Annotated in this window: 15 protein-coding genes; 3 read left to right on the plus strand and 12 right to left on the minus strand. The window is 52.8% G+C overall.

Going from position 1 to position 14018, the window contains the following annotated elements; translation table 11 throughout:
* Positions 1-125: 125 nt before the first annotated feature.
* From HWI92_RS07220 to HWI92_RS07235, 4 genes are all read right to left on the minus strand, one after another.
* Positions 126-1271, minus strand: coding sequence for an FAD-dependent oxidoreductase (locus HWI92_RS07220; RefSeq protein ID WP_204662145.1), 1146 nt, complete (start codon positions 1269-1271; stop codon positions 126-128).
* Between the two features lie 28 nt (positions 1272-1299).
* Positions 1300-2043 (minus strand): helix-turn-helix domain-containing protein, encoded by a 744-nt coding sequence (locus tag HWI92_RS07225; protein WP_229249063.1) that lies wholly within the window; start codon positions 2041-2043, stop codon positions 1300-1302.
* 88 nt (positions 2044-2131) lie between these two features.
* Positions 2132-2689 (minus strand): sugar O-acetyltransferase, encoded by a 558-nt coding sequence (locus HWI92_RS07230; RefSeq protein WP_204662148.1) that lies wholly within the window; start codon positions 2687-2689, stop codon positions 2132-2134.
* 94 nt (positions 2690-2783) lie between these two features.
* Entirely contained in the window at positions 2784-4076 is a 1293-nt protein-coding gene (locus HWI92_RS07235) for a voltage-gated chloride channel family protein (RefSeq protein WP_204662151.1), read from the minus strand.
* 241 nt (positions 4077-4317) lie between these two features.
* Between HWI92_RS07235 and HWI92_RS07240 the strand changes: the two genes are divergently transcribed.
* Entirely contained in the window at positions 4318-7530 is a 3213-nt protein-coding gene (locus HWI92_RS07240; RefSeq protein ID WP_204662153.1) for a PAS domain-containing protein, read from the plus strand.
* Positions 7531-7537: 7 nt separating this feature from the next.
* Here HWI92_RS07240 and HWI92_RS07245 read toward each other — a convergent pair whose 3' ends face one another.
* The 5 genes from HWI92_RS07245 to HWI92_RS07265 all read right to left on the minus strand — a co-directional run bounded on the left by HWI92_RS07245 (position 7538) and on the right by HWI92_RS07265 (position 11142).
* Complete coding sequence (locus HWI92_RS07245) at positions 7538-8041, minus strand: DUF1579 domain-containing protein (RefSeq protein ID WP_204662155.1); 504 nt, start codon at positions 8039-8041, stop codon at positions 7538-7540.
* A gap of 106 nt (positions 8042-8147) precedes the next feature.
* Positions 8148-8570 carry a response regulator gene (locus HWI92_RS07250; protein ID WP_204662158.1) on the minus strand — a complete coding sequence of 141 codons (423 nt, stop codon included), beginning with the start codon at positions 8568-8570 and terminating at the stop codon, positions 8148-8150.
* A 145-nt stretch (positions 8571-8715) separates the two neighbouring features.
* Positions 8716-9156: a MarR family winged helix-turn-helix transcriptional regulator gene (locus HWI92_RS07255; protein ID WP_310589522.1), complete on the minus strand. Its 441-nt coding sequence runs from the start codon at positions 9154-9156 to the stop codon at positions 8716-8718.
* A gap of 15 nt (positions 9157-9171) precedes the next feature.
* A complete protein-coding gene (locus tag HWI92_RS07260; RefSeq protein WP_204662161.1) occupies positions 9172-9588 on the minus strand; it encodes an organic hydroperoxide resistance protein in 417 nt (138 codons plus the stop codon).
* A 126-nt stretch (positions 9589-9714) separates the two neighbouring features.
* Positions 9715-11142 carry a PQQ-dependent sugar dehydrogenase gene (locus HWI92_RS07265; protein ID WP_204662165.1) on the minus strand — a complete coding sequence of 476 codons (1428 nt, stop codon included), beginning with the start codon at positions 11140-11142 and terminating at the stop codon, positions 9715-9717.
* On the opposite strand from HWI92_RS07265, the gene HWI92_RS07270 reads away from it, so the two are divergent.
* On the plus strand, positions 11141-11305 hold the full coding sequence (locus HWI92_RS07270) for a hypothetical protein (RefSeq protein WP_204662167.1): 165 nt from the start codon (positions 11141-11143) through the stop codon (positions 11303-11305). The genes HWI92_RS07265 and HWI92_RS07270 overlap by 2 nt on opposite strands.
* On the opposite strand, the gene HWI92_RS07275 is transcribed toward HWI92_RS07270, so the two are convergent.
* Genes HWI92_RS07275 through HWI92_RS07285 form a run of 3 tightly spaced genes read right to left on the minus strand, consistent with a single transcriptional unit; the run spans position 11302 to position 13055 of the window.
* Positions 11302-11850, minus strand: a complete 549-nt coding sequence (locus HWI92_RS07275) for a hypothetical protein (RefSeq protein WP_204662169.1) — start codon at positions 11848-11850, stop codon at positions 11302-11304. The two genes, HWI92_RS07270 and HWI92_RS07275, sit on opposite strands and share 4 nt — an antisense overlap.
* Positions 11851-11909: 59 nt before the next feature.
* Positions 11910-12764: a chromate resistance protein ChrB domain-containing protein gene (locus HWI92_RS07280; RefSeq protein WP_204662171.1), complete on the minus strand. Its 855-nt coding sequence runs from the start codon at positions 12762-12764 to the stop codon at positions 11910-11912.
* A 33-nt stretch (positions 12765-12797) separates the two neighbouring features.
* On the minus strand, positions 12798-13055 hold the full coding sequence (locus HWI92_RS07285) for a hypothetical protein (RefSeq protein ID WP_204662172.1): 258 nt from the start codon (positions 13053-13055) through the stop codon (positions 12798-12800).
* 383 nt (positions 13056-13438) lie between these two features.
* Between HWI92_RS07285 and HWI92_RS07290 the strand changes: the two genes are divergently transcribed.
* Positions 13439-14017 carry a hypothetical protein gene (locus HWI92_RS07290; RefSeq protein ID WP_204662173.1) on the plus strand — a complete coding sequence of 193 codons (579 nt, stop codon included), beginning with the start codon at positions 13439-13441 and terminating at the stop codon, positions 14015-14017.
* The last annotated feature ends 1 nt before the right edge of the window (position 14018 follow it).

A 14018-nucleotide genomic window follows, 5' to 3' on the forward strand; every position in this document is an offset into this window, starting at 1 on the left:
TCCCCGAGTTGTTTGATTCAGCCTACGAGGCGGAAAACAATTGTTCCATGGAGTGACGGCTGCCGTCAAATAAGTCCTATTTGCACCCGGTACGGCTTGCTGCTGCATTCTGATGTCCCCGTCACTCAGGCTCCTGTCATCAGCGTAACCATCTGACTGATTGCTCCGGGCGAGTGCAGCATTGCGGTAGCTTCCAGGGTGATCTTTGTAACTTCTGCGGTACGTTCAAGCATTTTTTGTTCAAATGCACAAAATGCGGCCGGAAGATCTTCCGGGCTGGCCATGATCGCTTCCGAAAGTTCGAGCGCGTCCTGCATGGCCATGTTCACGCCTTCGCCGGCATAGGGAGGCATGCGGTGGGCAGCGTCTCCGAGGATGGTCAGGTTGGGCATGCTCTTCCAGGTTTGATCGATTGGAAAATGGTATTGGGGACGTACGATGAAAGAGGTGTTCTCGCTGCTGACAAGCTCATGGAAGAGCGGATGCCAGTCTTTGAATGTCTGTGCAAACCAGGCCGCAGCCGACGCAACTTCATGAAACCGCACTCCGGAAGCAATACTCCAGTTTTCAGGCACCTTCATGCCGGCATAAAAGGAAAGGCTGCCATCACCTTTGCTGCTGACGATCAGCGAATGCTCGTCGCCAAAAGCAAACAACTTACCGCCCCGGACCAGCGCGTTCAGCCCGGGCGCGTGTATTGCCGCGTCATATACATTCCCCTCTACAATGGTCACGCCCGAATACAGCGGCGCTATCCCGGTGACATACGGCCTTATTTTAGAATTAGCACCATCCGCACCGATCACCACGTCGGCATACACTGCCTCTTGGTTGGTGAAATACAGCTTCCATCCGGCACCTTCCGGCTCCATATGACTGAACTGGCAATCCCATACGATGGTACCCTCATCCAGCGCGTCGATCAGCAAGTCGCGGAGCGGCCCGCGGTCAATTTCAGGGCGGTCGCCTGCATAGGTGCCAGAGGCGTGATCGTCCAGCACGATATGGGCATCCCGGTCAGTGACCCGCAGCTTTTCCGCGCCGGGCCGGTAGGCCTGATAAAATTTTTCAAGCAATCCCGCCCTGCGCAGCGCCTTCAAACCCGACGCTTCATGCAAGTCGAGGGTTGCGCCCTGTACCCGCACATTCCGGCTCTGGTCCCTTTCGTAAACTTTAACACGCATACCGCCGAGCTGCAGCAGCCGCGCCAGGGTAAGTCCACCCGGGCCGCCGCCCACGATGGCAAATAATTTCATTTCCGCAGCATTCATAGCTTTTTGTTTTTTTACAAAAGCAAAACTAGGATGCGGATAAGGTTGAGAATTGTATAAATCGGTCGTTGCTGTTCCTGGAAAGCTCCCCCGGCACAACGCCCGCAAACTTTCTTACATCCCGGATGAAGTGGGACTGGTCTGTGAAATCCTGCTCCGGGAACAATTTACCGGCTTTCAGGTGCTTGAATGATGCCCTGAAACGCAGGATATCCAGGTAAGCCTTCAATGGAAGACCCAGGTTTTGCTGAAAGTACCGGTTGATCTGCCGGCTGCTCCAGTGGCAGGCAGCAGACAGTTCACCGACCGTTGCCGCTCCTTCACTCGCATACAGCAACTCCGCCAGCCGGAGTTTGCGACTGTCCACGGCCCCCGGCAGCCTCGCCGACAAGGTATCTGTAAATAGCCTGGCAAATGCTTCAAGCGAATCAAACTGTACATCCGCTCCCCAGAAATCAGCTGGTAAAAAGCGGATATTATTGGGTAAAACGGGCGCATATGGCTTGAAAAAGAACTCTGCCGCAAGGAACCGGAAGCTGATCGCAAACATGCGCGTGGCCGGCGGAAAGGCAGCTTTTTGCGCCTTGGTTTCCAAGCCGTGCAGGACAGATGCCGGGTTAGTACCCATATTAAAGGAAACATCCATGCGACCATCAGGCAGTACTACAATGTCCAGCGGACTTTCACCCGTATTGGCAATCATCCAGAAGCTGTCGACATAAGGTACCAGGTCTCCCTCTGCCCTTATTTCCTGATAGGTAATGTGTTCCAAGGTATTTGTGCGGGTTAACTCCTGTGTACTGCACGACGAGCCATTGCCGTGCCCGCAGCGACTAGCCGACCGCTGGTTGCGCCTGGCACTAGGCCAGCTGCCGGATTACCCGGCAGGGATTGCCGGCTGCAAATACGTCCGCCGGAATATCTTTGGTGACCACACTCCCCGCTCCGATGATGGTGCGGTCTCCGATGGTCACGCCCGGATTGATGACAGCGCTTCCGCCGATCCAGACGTCTTCACCGATGGTGATCGGTTTGGCAGCTTCCACCCCGGATGCCCGCGTGACATGATCAATCGGGTGCGTAGCGGTATATATCTGAACATTGGGACCAAAAAGGGTACGGCTTCCGATGCGGACGTACGTAACATCCAGCACCACACAGTTGAAGTTGAAAAAAACCCGGTCGCCCACGATGATGTTGCTTCCGTAATCGCAGTAAAAAGGAGGCTGCAGCCAGAGCTCGGTACCCGCATTGGGGATCAGCGCTTTCAGGATCTCGGCCCTTTTTTCAGGCTCGTCTTCACGGCCATTGTTCAGTTCGAGCAGCAGCAGCCGGGTACGGGTACGCTCTTCTGCCAGTTCAGGGTCTAGTGCCAGGTACAGCTCGCCGGTGAGCATTTTCTCTTTTTCGGTTTTCATTTATTTATCAGAATTTTAAACATATTAAAAGGTATTTATCAAAAGCAGAAAACCAGGCCTGCACGTCCATACCGGACTTTTTCAGCAAAACGTCTTACAGGTCTGCAATCCTTTTTGCTTCTCTCCTGCGGCTGTCGGGGTACTTGGAACTGCCTGTTACCTGCGAAACGTAAATGCCGCGGTTCCCTGAGCAGCAGTACGCCACGATGCACGCGACGGCTGCATACACGCCGCATTCCGCCCCGAATAGCTCCATCGCCATCAGTGAACAGGCCAGCGGGGTGTTGGCGGCACCGGCAAACACAGCCACAAAGCCAATGCCGGCGAGCAATCCCGAAGGCAGTGGAATAAGCCAGGAGAGTGCATTGCCCAGTGTGGCGCCGACGAAAAACAAAGGGGTTACTTCCCCGCCTTTGAAGCCGGCCCCCAGCGTAAGTGCCGTCAGGATGATTTTTACGGCAAAATCGTACCAGGGAAGATGTTCAGAGAATGAACTGACAATGGTGGGGATACCAAGTCCGATGTACCGGGTGGTACCTGATGCAAAAACCAGAGCAGCTACCAGCACACCGCCCACCACCGGCCGGAGGGGCGGCCAGGCAATGTACTTTTTAAAAATGCCTCCTGTAAAATGCGTCAGTTTGCTGAACAGGGCCGAAGCGAGCCCAAAGGCAACTCCCGCGAGCATGGCCCACAGTACAGGTTCCGCTGCCAGGCCGGGCACGGCGGGAATGTGGTAATGCGTGTGCCCTGCATTCCAGGCGCGGGTCGAAAGGTCTGCAAAAATGGCTGATGCAAAGGCCGGGAAAATGCCCTCGTACCGCAACCTGCCCACCCAGAAGACTTCAAGTCCGAAAACAGCGCCCGCGAGGGGTGTCCCGAAAACGGAGCCGAAACCTGCCGCAATCCCCGCGATCAGGATCATCCGCCGATCTTCCTGCCTGAGGTGGAACAAGCTCGTAAACTGATCGGCGATGGCACCGCCCATCTGCAGGGCGGTACCTTCCCGCCCGGCCGAGCCTCCGAATAAATGCGTGACGAGCGTCCCGAAAAGTACAAAGGGCACCATTTTCAGGGGAATGATTTCGGCGGGACGATGGATGTTATCCAGCAGCAGGTTATTGCCAGCCTCCACGTCACGACCATAGTAATGATATATACATCCCACCAGAAAGCCCCCGAGCGGCAGCAGGGCAATGATCCAGATGTGATTTTCGCGCCAGGCCGTGACCAGGTCAAGTGATACCAGGAAGAATGCGGAAGCCGAACCCACCAGCACGCCGACCAGCCCGGAAAGCAAAAGCCATTTTATCAGAAAAAAAAGCACCGGAAAACGCCTGAGAAGAAGAACCAGAAACCGCCGGGTGCGAAAACGGGATGGTGACATATGAGATACCTGTTTTGGCAAAGGTATAAGAGAAAGCAGGGATTGCCGGAATCATTTTTGCAGCGATTTTGCCAGTTTCTGCCCGACTTTGCACCGGATTACACAGCCGGCCTGCCACTGCAAGATAGGATGCCTGCTGTTTTCCTGCCTATCTTGGGTGTTCATTCAGTCAGATATACCTGGTACCGGCGGACTTTCCCGGCTGGTTGCAGCACTTTATTCAATACAAATTATGCTAGTTATGCCCAGGCCTTTTGATTTTGGTGACACTTCGGAAATGCAGCGCATTGAGCTCGCCCTTGACCTGGCAGGGGTCGGGATGTGGGAGTTTGACGATCGGACCGGCCGGCTCAGCTGGAACGGTCAGGCTGCACATCTGCTGGGTTTTTACAATCAGAATCATATCAGTCTTGATATATTAAAAGAGCAGGTGCATCCTGATGACAGGCCGCTGTTTGCAGCGTGGACAAATTACCTACCGGGTAACGATGCGGCATTTTCCTTTGAATTTCGCTTGAATGGCTCTGACCCAAGCAGGCAGCAGTGGATTTTCTGTAAAGGAAAAAACCACTTTGACCCAAACCTGAATACCATACGTACCCTCGGTACATTTACAGACATTACCAAAGAGGCCGCGAGCCGGGCAGCGGATGCGGAGCAGCAGCAGCACGCACGTAGTTTTCAGACGATCGTGGAGCAGGCGCCCATGGCCATCGGACTGCTGACCGGGCCCGACCAGGTTATTGAGCTTGGAAATGAAAAGATATTTGAAGTGTGGGGCAAATCGCCTGCGATCACAGGCATGAAGCTTGCCGATGCACTGCCCGAAATCAACGATCAGCAGTTTCTTGACCTGCTGGCGCACGTTTACCAGACGGGCGAATCGTATGCAGGCAGCGGTGTTCCGGCCCGATTGGAGCGCAATAACCGTATGGAGGAGGTGTACTTTGACTTTGTATATACGCCCATGCGGACAGGCGACGGATCGGTGAGCGGGGTGATGGTACTTGCGCATGAAGTGACCGGGCAGTACCGGATGCTGAAGGAGCTGGAAGCCAGCGAGGCAAAGTTCAGGGCGCTCATTGACCAGGCTCCGGTGGCAACCTGTCTTTTTGTGGGCCGGGAAATGGTGGTCGAAATGGCCAATCAGCCCATGATCGACTACTGGGGCAAAGATGTTTCCGTAATCGGCAAGCCGCTCCGGGAGATATTGCCCGAACTTGAGGGACAGCCTTTTCTGGATATCCTGGATGACATTCTCCGTACCGGCGTGGCTTACAGCGCAACAAACGCGGAGGTGGAGCTGGAAGTAGCGGGTAAGCTGGGTACCTATTATTTCAATTTTACGTATAAACCCATTTTTGACAATACCGGAAATATTTACGGCATCATCAACATGGCGATTGACGTGACCACGCAGGTGCTGGCACAAAGAGCCCTGGAAGAAAGTGAATCCAAGCTGAGGACTGTGATTGCCTCCGCACCGGCTGCCATCGGCCTTTTTGTGGGGCGCAACCTGATTGTAGAGCTTCCCAACCAGACTTTTATCGACATTGTAGGAAAAGGCCCTGACATTGCAGGCACACCGCTCAGGGAGGTAATGCCCGAGCTTGAAAGTCAGCCCTTTTTACAAATACTCGACGATGTTTTCACCAGTGGTGTTACCTACCGGAGCTTTGGGACGCCGGTTGATATTGTGCAGCACGGCGTGATGACACACAATTACTATGATATTACCTACTCCCCGGTGTACGACAAAGACGGGCATGTGTATGCGGTGCTGGACATTGCAATCGACGTTTCGGAGCGGGTTAATGTAGAAAAACAGATCCGTGAAAGTCAGCTTCAGCTGCTCGCCCTTTTTGAACAATCCCCTATTGGTATCGCCATGATCCAGAAGGAAGGCCTGACTTTTACGATGGCCAATCCTTTTTACGGACAAATGGTAGGCAGGCTGCCCGGAGAAATCATTGGAAAGCCCCTCTTGGAAGCCTTGCCGGAGATTGCCGGGCAGGGCTTTGATACGTTGCTGGATCATGTAATGGAAACGGGCATTCCGTACATCTCCAAAGAACAGCCCGTAGATATCAGCTATGACGGTGAGCTGAAAACAATTTATGTAAACCTTGCCTACCAGCCTCAGCGGGACCGGGAAGGGACCATTGCCGGTGTACTTGTGGTGGCCACCGACCTCACCGAGCAGGTACTTAGCCGCAAGAAAATAGAAGAAACACAGACCTTTCTTCAGGGTGCGATCGAACTTGCCGAGCTGGGCACCTACTCCATCGACCTGAATGCCGGCACACTTCATTATTCGGACCGGCTGAAACACTGGTTCGGACTGCAGCATGAGCGCGTGATTACGTTTCAAAAAGTATATGCGGCCATCAGCCGGAGTGACCTGCCCGGGGTGATCGCTGCGGTGAACCGGGCCATTGCGCCGGGTTCCGACGGGCATTACGATATGGAATATACCCTTGACGCGGAAAAAACAGGCGCTACCCGCGTGCTGCATTCTCAGGGAAGGGTATTGTACGACAGCCAGGGCCGGCCGCATACGATGATCGGTACTGCGCAGGATGTAACCACCCAGCGAAGGATAAAGCTGGCCCTGGAACAGCAGGTCCAGGAGCGTACCGAGGAGCTTGAAGCAACCAATGAAGAACTTGCCGCATTGAACGAGGAATATGTATCCACCAATGAGGAACTGTCCGAAGCCAACAACATGCTGCAGCAATCCAATGTGAATCTGCAGCAGTTTGCCTACGTAGCTTCCCACGACCTGCAGGAGCCGCTGCGCAAGATCCAGTCCTTTTCCGACTTACTGGTGAACCGCTACGGGGAGCAGGTGGGCGAAGGCATTACTTACCTGCGCAGAATGCAGGGATCTGCCAAACGCATGTCCGACCTGATCGCCGACCTGCTGGCCTTTTCCAGGATTACTGCCCAGAAGGAGGTACTGAGTTCCGTATCGCTGACCGGGGTCATCATTGATGCCGTCAGTGATCTCGAACTGGCTATCACCGAGTCGGGTGCGATGGTGCATATCGGCAACCTGCCCGAGATCAAAGGCGACCCTATGCAGCTGAGCCAGCTTTTTCTCAACCTGCTGAGCAATGCCGTCAAGTTCAGGAAGCCCGGTGTCAGTCCTGTGATTGAAATCACCGGAAGTGTCATCCCCGGTACCGAGCTGCCCAAGTCCGTCAGGGTCGTTCGCCAGACCAGCATGTACCACAGGATTGATGTCGCTGATAATGGAATCGGCTTCAACCAGCAGCATGCAGAGCGTATCTTTCAGCTTTTCCAACGTTTACACGGCAAGAGCGAGTATTCCGGAACAGGCATCGGACTGACGATCTGTGAAAGTGTGGCAGCCAATCACGGCGGCGGCATTTCGGTAACCAGCGAGCCGGGACAAGGCGCTACGTTCAGCATTTTTTTCCCGGGGGGTTAAGCCGTACTTAAATCTTCCCTGTGCGCTTGTACACGGTTTCTGTGGCTTTGTCTTCTTTTCCTTCCGGGGAAATGTTGTAGGCTGTGACAGTAAGCTGGTCGGGATCGTTGAGCTGAAATACGGTACGCCAGCCCCATTGCTCGGGGTACTCGGGACTGCCATAACTTCCCAGCACAGTAAAACCGTGGGGTACGGAGTCACCTTCGGAATGCATGATGGCCGTACCCATGTGAAAGCTGTCTATCCAGGATACCTGAAATCGTGCATTGGCAATGTCATACCCGATTGTAGCGGAGCCTTCAAATGCATCCCCGCTCAGGCTTCCCTGGTACTGATAGAGCAAAAAACGCCCGCCGAGGATAGGCCGGATGGTGCCCGACATGGGCGATTCGTCAGCAGTCACACCGGGTTCAAACCAGGTTTTGGTTGTACCTTCCCACACACCGGCCATGGCCTGAATGTGTTGGTGAATGCCGGATTCCAGCGAAATCTCGAATGTTGACTTACTCATATCCAGTAGTTTAATCGTGAGCTTCTTAGCTCAAACTTCTGAATTTCGGTGCGGTTTGCCAATTATTCAAACAGATATTTTCCAGCGAAGCCCATGCCGTGCCGATTCACATTTCCTTGGAGGGATGCACAGCCAGTGACCAGTAGGTATAAATAGCACTGAGCAGATTTTTTAAACCCTGAAAATCACTCGGTTTCTTGTAAAAACCCTGTACAAGCGACTGATATGCCTGGTTGATATCCTTCGGCCTGATGACCTCCGACAAGAATATAAACGGAATGGAAAGACCGCGGATTGAGTCTTCCTGGTTCAGTGTCTCCCGTAGTTCCAGACCGGACATTCCCGGCAGGTTAAGGTCACAAAGTATGATAAAAGGTTTTGTGTGAGCAGAATTCAGGTAATCCACCAGCTGTGTGCCGACATTGAAGTAGATTATCTCATTCTCAAACCCAAGCTCGTCGAGGGCGGAGCCGACCAGGTACCGGTCATCATCATCCCCGCCGACATATATAATAGGACTCTCCTGCATTGTTTAGTTTTTTCAATGCACTTAAATAATGATACCCGACCTGCTCAGTACATTCAGTGCGTTCAAAAGTGGTACTTTTCCTACAAATGCAGGAGAACAGCGGATGGCAATATGTAAGGAGTTTCCCAGCTTACGGCCCACTGAGCTACTCCGGAACCACATTTTGTATCAACTTGTGCAGTAAGGCATGCAGTTGCTGCGCCTCCCCGCTGCTTATACCCAGATGTTCTGCAAGCCGGCCTCCCACCCTGGGAGCTTCCTCCCGCAGCTGCTTACCCTGGCTGGTCAGCGAAATGATCACGCTGCGTTCATCCTCCCTGGACCGCACCCGGTCGATCAGGCCGGCATCCTGCATTCGTTTGAGGAGGGGCGTGAGGGTATTGGATTGCAAATAGAGCTTTTCGGACAACACTTTGACGCTTACCGCATCCGTCTCCCATAAAACGAGCAGTACCAGGTACTGCGGGTAGGTCAATCCCAGCTCGTCCAGCACAGGCTGGTAGCACTGGGTGACGAGCCGGGAAGCCGCATACAAAGGAAAACAAAGCTGGTTTTCGAGTTTCAGCGATTCTTCGTTTGCCATCATCGAAAAAGTTTTCGGTCAGACCACATTAAGCGCCACATCCACATTGCCGTGGATTGCGTTGGAATACGGACATACCGTATGCGTTTTTTCTACCAGCTGACGGGCTTGCTCCTTGTCTATTCCAGGAAGGGAAATTTCGAGGGCAACATCCAGCCTGTACCCACCCTGTCCGTTTGAAACCAGTCCGACGGTTGCTTTTACCTGTGAAGGTTCCGTCGGTTTTACCTTAGCCTGCCCCATCACCAAGTTCAGTGCGCTGTCAAAGCAGGCAGCATAGCCGGCTGCAAACAATTGTTCAGGATTGGTATGGCCGCCCGCCCCGCCCAGTTCTTTGGGTGTACGCACTTCCAGTTCCAGGATACCATCCTCACTTTTCACTTTTCCATTTCTGCCACCGGTTACTGCCACGGTGGTCTGATACAATGCGCCCATTATTTTATATCGTTTAAGATTATATCGTGTACGATACAAATATAGGTAAATGTTGTTGGGATTACAAACTCGTAAATAAATCGCTGGAAAAGTGAGGCCAGGCACATGGGTACGGAAGGCGGCAGATCAGGGTTTATAAGTAAATTCAATGATCGCTCCCTGCTCCTTCGACTCCTCAGGATTTTCGCCCGACGGCCCGGAGGTAACTGCGGACTTGTCGGTGATCAGGTAAATTTTTGTTCCGTCGGCAGATACGGCTACATCGCGGTAGCGTACCTTATTGGTAAAATAATCCTTTTCCTCTTGCACGCGGGTACCCCCAGCATCCAGCTTGATCCGCACGATCTTACCCTGCTTAAGGGAAGTAATCAGCAGGGAATTTTTCCATCCCGGTATGGCATCATACGGGTAGGTGTCAATGCCCGAAGGTGCCAGCGACGGCCAGTCCGGGCTCTTTTTGCCGGCACGTATCGTATCTGCGAAGCTAAGCAGCTGCTTATTGTCTGTGGGATAAAAGCTTTTGAGAGGCGGTTCAAAGTTCTTGAGCTTTCCCGCATTCTGCTTTTCGCTGGTGATGAACGGGTAGGTCGTGTTCCATTTCCCGGGCAGGCTGTCCTTGTCGGTGACCCCGGCCGAAAGTCCGTCGTAGTTACCGTCTGCATAGCCGATCACCAGCGGATGCCCGTAGTTGCGCCCGCCTTTGATGATGTTGATCTCGTCGTCAGAAAACGGGCCGTGCTCGGAAGAATAAATAACCTCACTGCCATTCACTTGCATTGCAGCGAGTCCCTGCGGATTGCGGTGACCGAGCGACCATACGGCATTTTGCCTGCGTCTGTTAAAAGGATTGTCATCAGGGATCCACGCATCGTCCCGATCCGTATCCTTATCGGGTTCCGTATTGAAGCGCAGGACCTTACCTTCGTACACATCCGTCTCCTGGGCATGATTGGCCCGTCCTGCATTCTTGAACTGCCCGGCACCCATATCCCCCACCGAATAGAACAGGTAATCTTTCCCGTTTACCTTCGAAATCAGCAGCCGCCCGCCATTATGGTCATTACTCCCGGAGATTTTATCGCAGATCGTCTCCGGATTTTCGAGCTTGCGGCTCTGGAAATTGTAGGTACACCGGACAATTTTTGTTTTAAAATGATAGCCGTGGTCTCTGGGATCCTGCCCATCGCCAGGGCGGTCTTTACCCTCAAAATCGTAAACAAAGGCCAGGTAAACAAAAGGTTTTTCGTGGAGCAGGCCGGGATGCAGCGCCATACCCATCAGTCCTCCCTGCGGCATTGGCTTACCGCCATCGATGGAGTCGCTGAGCTGGTCGTAATTCGGAAAGCTTTTTTCGCTGCTGAGATCGATCAGGACATCTTTACTCCCGGAAGCAGGCTCAATCCTGAGCACACGGTAATCTTTGGACTCGGTGACCCAAAGGTGCTGATCGGGCCCGAACACAATTTCCCACGGGTCGGAGGTACCTTTTGCAATGATCCTTTTTTCAAACTTTTCCCCTCCGGCCTCCTGAGCATAACCAGCTGTAAAAACCATGCAAAAACAAAAGGCCGAGAGGTATAAAGGCAATCGTGTAAAACGTGACATAACAGATGTGCAGGTAACGAAAAATGAAAACGCTACGGACGTCTATGAAAACTATGCCACTTTGCAGTTGATATTGGTACCCCGCCCATTTACAGGAACCGGTGATTTTTAAAATACAATCCCAAACTGGAACCCTGCCGTAAAGGACGCGGCATGACCGTTTCCGAGACGTATGGGTAGCGGAACAGCCACGAAATAGCTGTTTGTAGGACCTTTCTTAACGATCTTGCTGAACACCGGCGTAATACCATACCGGCCGGATGTTTCAAAGGCAAGCCTTCCGGCAAAGGTAAAATCGTGTCCGAGGCCGACCAGCACGCCCGGATGAAAAACCACATTCGACACCCGGCTGGTGCCATTCTGCGCGCGGACTACGGGTACCAATTCCACTGAAAACCCGAGTTGCTTTGTTTTCCAGAGATTGAGGCCGATGGGAAACCCAACCACATAGTAGTGCCTGAAATTGGTTTCGGAGCCGTTTTTATCAAGCGTCACAATCGGGTGCAGAATACCCTGGTAGCCACTCACCCGGGGAAATACCGGCGCCGGCGCGGGTGTCTGACCATGTGCTGAACCAGTCAGCAATACAAGGATGAATAGGGAAACAATGCGGCTTGCAAGACGGCCGGAGCGAAATGAAAATGTTTGGATTGTCATACAGTAATCTTTGAAATGCCAAGATTACCGCTTCTGCTCCGCCCGAAATAGAATGCATTTTAACCCTTTGTACGTATTTTACCTTTATCCGATTTTCTGTACGCAGAAGGAATCTGACCCATTTGCTTTTTAAAGATGCGTGTAAAGTGACTCTGGTCCGAAAAGCCGGTGAGGTAGGCGATTTCGGTGAGCGTGTAGTCTGTGGATTCGAGCAGCTGCACGGCCTTGCCGATCCTCAGCTTACGGATGTACTCCCCGAAAGAGAGGTCGTCGAAGTAGCGCGCAAATGTGCGGGAAACATAAGCCGGATTGACGTCCACACTTTCTGCAAGTTCGGTGAGGCTCAGTGCCAGGTTGGCATCAATCTGGTCCTGGATCATGGATTTCAGTTCGAGCACCCAGTCCGGCGGTTTCCGGCGGTTTTTGGGATCCATATAAGTATGCAGCACCGCAAGCAGGAGCTGCTCCGTGGGGCTCTGCGTGTGCCTGTCCGATTGCAGATGTCTGGCCCAGCTGTACAATGCATCATAAATCACCATTCCCTGCGCAAGCAGTTCCTGGTCGTCTCGGATGTTATGCGCCAGTCCGGCGGATACGGCCCAGAGGCCCGAAGCCTGTGCCGCCAGCGAATGGTCATCGGTATCCGCGCCGCGGATGATCGGTGCCATGGCCAGGAGCGCAGGATCCGTAAGCTGATGTTTTTGAATGAAATAATCGAACGTGCACCGGTCTTCGTAATGCGTATACTCTACGCCGGGTATGTCAAACGCCGTGGCACCCCTCGCCTCGGCCTCCTCAATTACACGGTCTTCAGGCACATAAGTAATCACCGCACCGGGATCAATAAACCGCCGGATCAGCCACGGACATGCGAGGCGGTCAATTTTGGGTCGTTCACGGGTGATCCATTCCATAAGTGCAGTATGGATTGATGCGGTTTTGCTGATTTAAGATAACTCGTCCAGAAGTGCCTGATACTTTTCGACCTGGCTCTCAAAATTCCTGATCCCGGTTTCGTAGATAAATTTCAGGGATTCCAGGTCATCAATATCCTTGTCGTATACCTTCCCTCCTTCCACATCCCGGTTCAGCACGGCCAGTAGCTTCTGCAGTTTTTTCAATGATCCCGCATTTTCCCTGGCACGGTAGCCGTACCAATCCAGCAGCATCTTGTAATTCTTTTTCAGGTCGTTTTGTGCAGGCATTGATGTATGATTTGGTTTAACCGGCTTGCAGTTTGCATGGGGCGCAAGGTATAAAGATCATTCCATTGGGCGCCAGCACCCGGGTACTAAAACCGGTTCTTTGCCCGACACAGCTTCCGGCTCCCCAAAAACATTCTCCATAAATAATCTGATTTTCAGGCGCAAAGCACACCGTGCAGGCACAAAAATTTACCATGGTGCGCGCTAATCAACGTGCGTACTTTTTTGTTGATTCAAAATGGTTAGTTCAGGAAAGCCAGGAACGATTTCGATCCTGGCTGTTCTTTTTTTGAAACCATCACCCGGTATCCACTGTTCGGTTTTAAGGCAGCCGGCCCGACGGGCCTGCCCTGGTAAAGCTTTTCACACCCTTGTCCGAACCTATGACGTATCACAAATACCTCTTTTTGACAGTGTTGTCCATGCTCGTCCTGGGAGGTTGCCAGGATAGTAAGCGAAAACAGGAGCTTGATCTGCGCGAACAAAGATTGCTGCAAAAGGAAAAGGAGTTTTCCCTGAAAGAAGCAGATTACCGCTCACTTGTGCGGATGCGCGACAGTCTTTTTACAAAAACAGACACTGCAGCAGTGGTTCTCCAGTGGCCCGACGACATTGCCGGTACCTGGAACGGAAAGTCGCTTTGCAGGGAATCCACCTGTCCCGAATACGTCATCGGCGACCAGCGGTCCAATAGCTGGGAGTTCATCAGCGACTCGACCGGCTTGTATACCCGCGTGACCAACAACAATAACCAGGTCATACGTGTATACTCCGCCACGTTCGACAGTACACGCATCCAGCTGCATTTTGCAAGCGATTCATCGGCCAGTAAAAACATGGAACTGGCGGTTGAGCTCGGCAGGTCGGGTGCCAACCTTCTGAAAGGCCTGCAAACCATCGGCATTGACAAATCCTGTGCGGCAAAATTTTCAATAGAACTTACCCGCTCACTTAACCAGTAGT

This window comes from Dyadobacter sandarakinus (genome assembly GCF_016894445.1).
Taxonomy (GTDB): Bacteria; Bacteroidota; Bacteroidia; order Cytophagales; family Spirosomataceae; genus Dyadobacter; species Dyadobacter sandarakinus.

Coding starts and splice junctions, on each gene's coding strand:
- HWI92_RS07230 (WP_204662148.1), bottom strand. CDS start 2,689: ATGAAAACCGAAAAAGAGAAAATGCTCACCGGCGAGCTGTACCTGGCA.
- HWI92_RS07285 (WP_204662172.1), bottom strand. CDS start 13,055: ATGCCTGCACAAAACGACCTGAAAAAGAATTACAAGATGCTGCTGGAT.
- HWI92_RS07270 (WP_204662167.1), top strand. CDS start 11,141: ATGCAAAAACAAAAGGCCGAGAGGTATAAAGGCAATCGTGTAAAACGT.
- HWI92_RS07240 (WP_204662153.1), top strand. CDS start 4,318: ATGCCCAGGCCTTTTGATTTTGGTGACACTTCGGAAATGCAGCGCATT.
- HWI92_RS07280 (WP_204662171.1), bottom strand. CDS start 12,764: ATGGAATGGATCACCCGTGAACGACCCAAAATTGACCGCCTCGCATGT.
- HWI92_RS07220 (WP_204662145.1), bottom strand. CDS start 1,271: ATGAATGCTGCGGAAATGAAATTATTTGCCATCGTGGGCGGCGGCCCG.
- HWI92_RS07260 (WP_204662161.1), bottom strand. CDS start 9,588: ATGGGCGCATTGTATCAGACCACCGTGGCAGTAACCGGTGGCAGAAAT.
- HWI92_RS07290 (WP_204662173.1), top strand. CDS start 13,439: ATGACGTATCACAAATACCTCTTTTTGACAGTGTTGTCCATGCTCGTC.
- HWI92_RS07235 (WP_204662151.1), bottom strand. CDS start 4,076: ATGTCACCATCCCGTTTTCGCACCCGGCGGTTTCTGGTTCTTCTTCTC.
- HWI92_RS07250 (WP_204662158.1), bottom strand. CDS start 8,570: ATGCAGGAGAGTCCTATTATATATGTCGGCGGGGATGATGATGACCGG.
- HWI92_RS07275 (WP_204662169.1), bottom strand. CDS start 11,850: ATGACAATCCAAACATTTTCATTTCGCTCCGGCCGTCTTGCAAGCCGC.
- HWI92_RS07245 (WP_204662155.1), bottom strand. CDS start 8,041: ATGAGTAAGTCAACATTCGAGATTTCGCTGGAATCCGGCATTCACCAA.
- HWI92_RS07265 (WP_204662165.1), bottom strand. CDS start 11,142: ATGGTTTTTACAGCTGGTTATGCTCAGGAGGCCGGAGGGGAAAAGTTT.
- HWI92_RS07255 (WP_310589522.1), bottom strand. CDS start 9,156: ATGATGGCAAACGAAGAATCGCTGAAACTCGAAAACCAGCTTTGTTTT.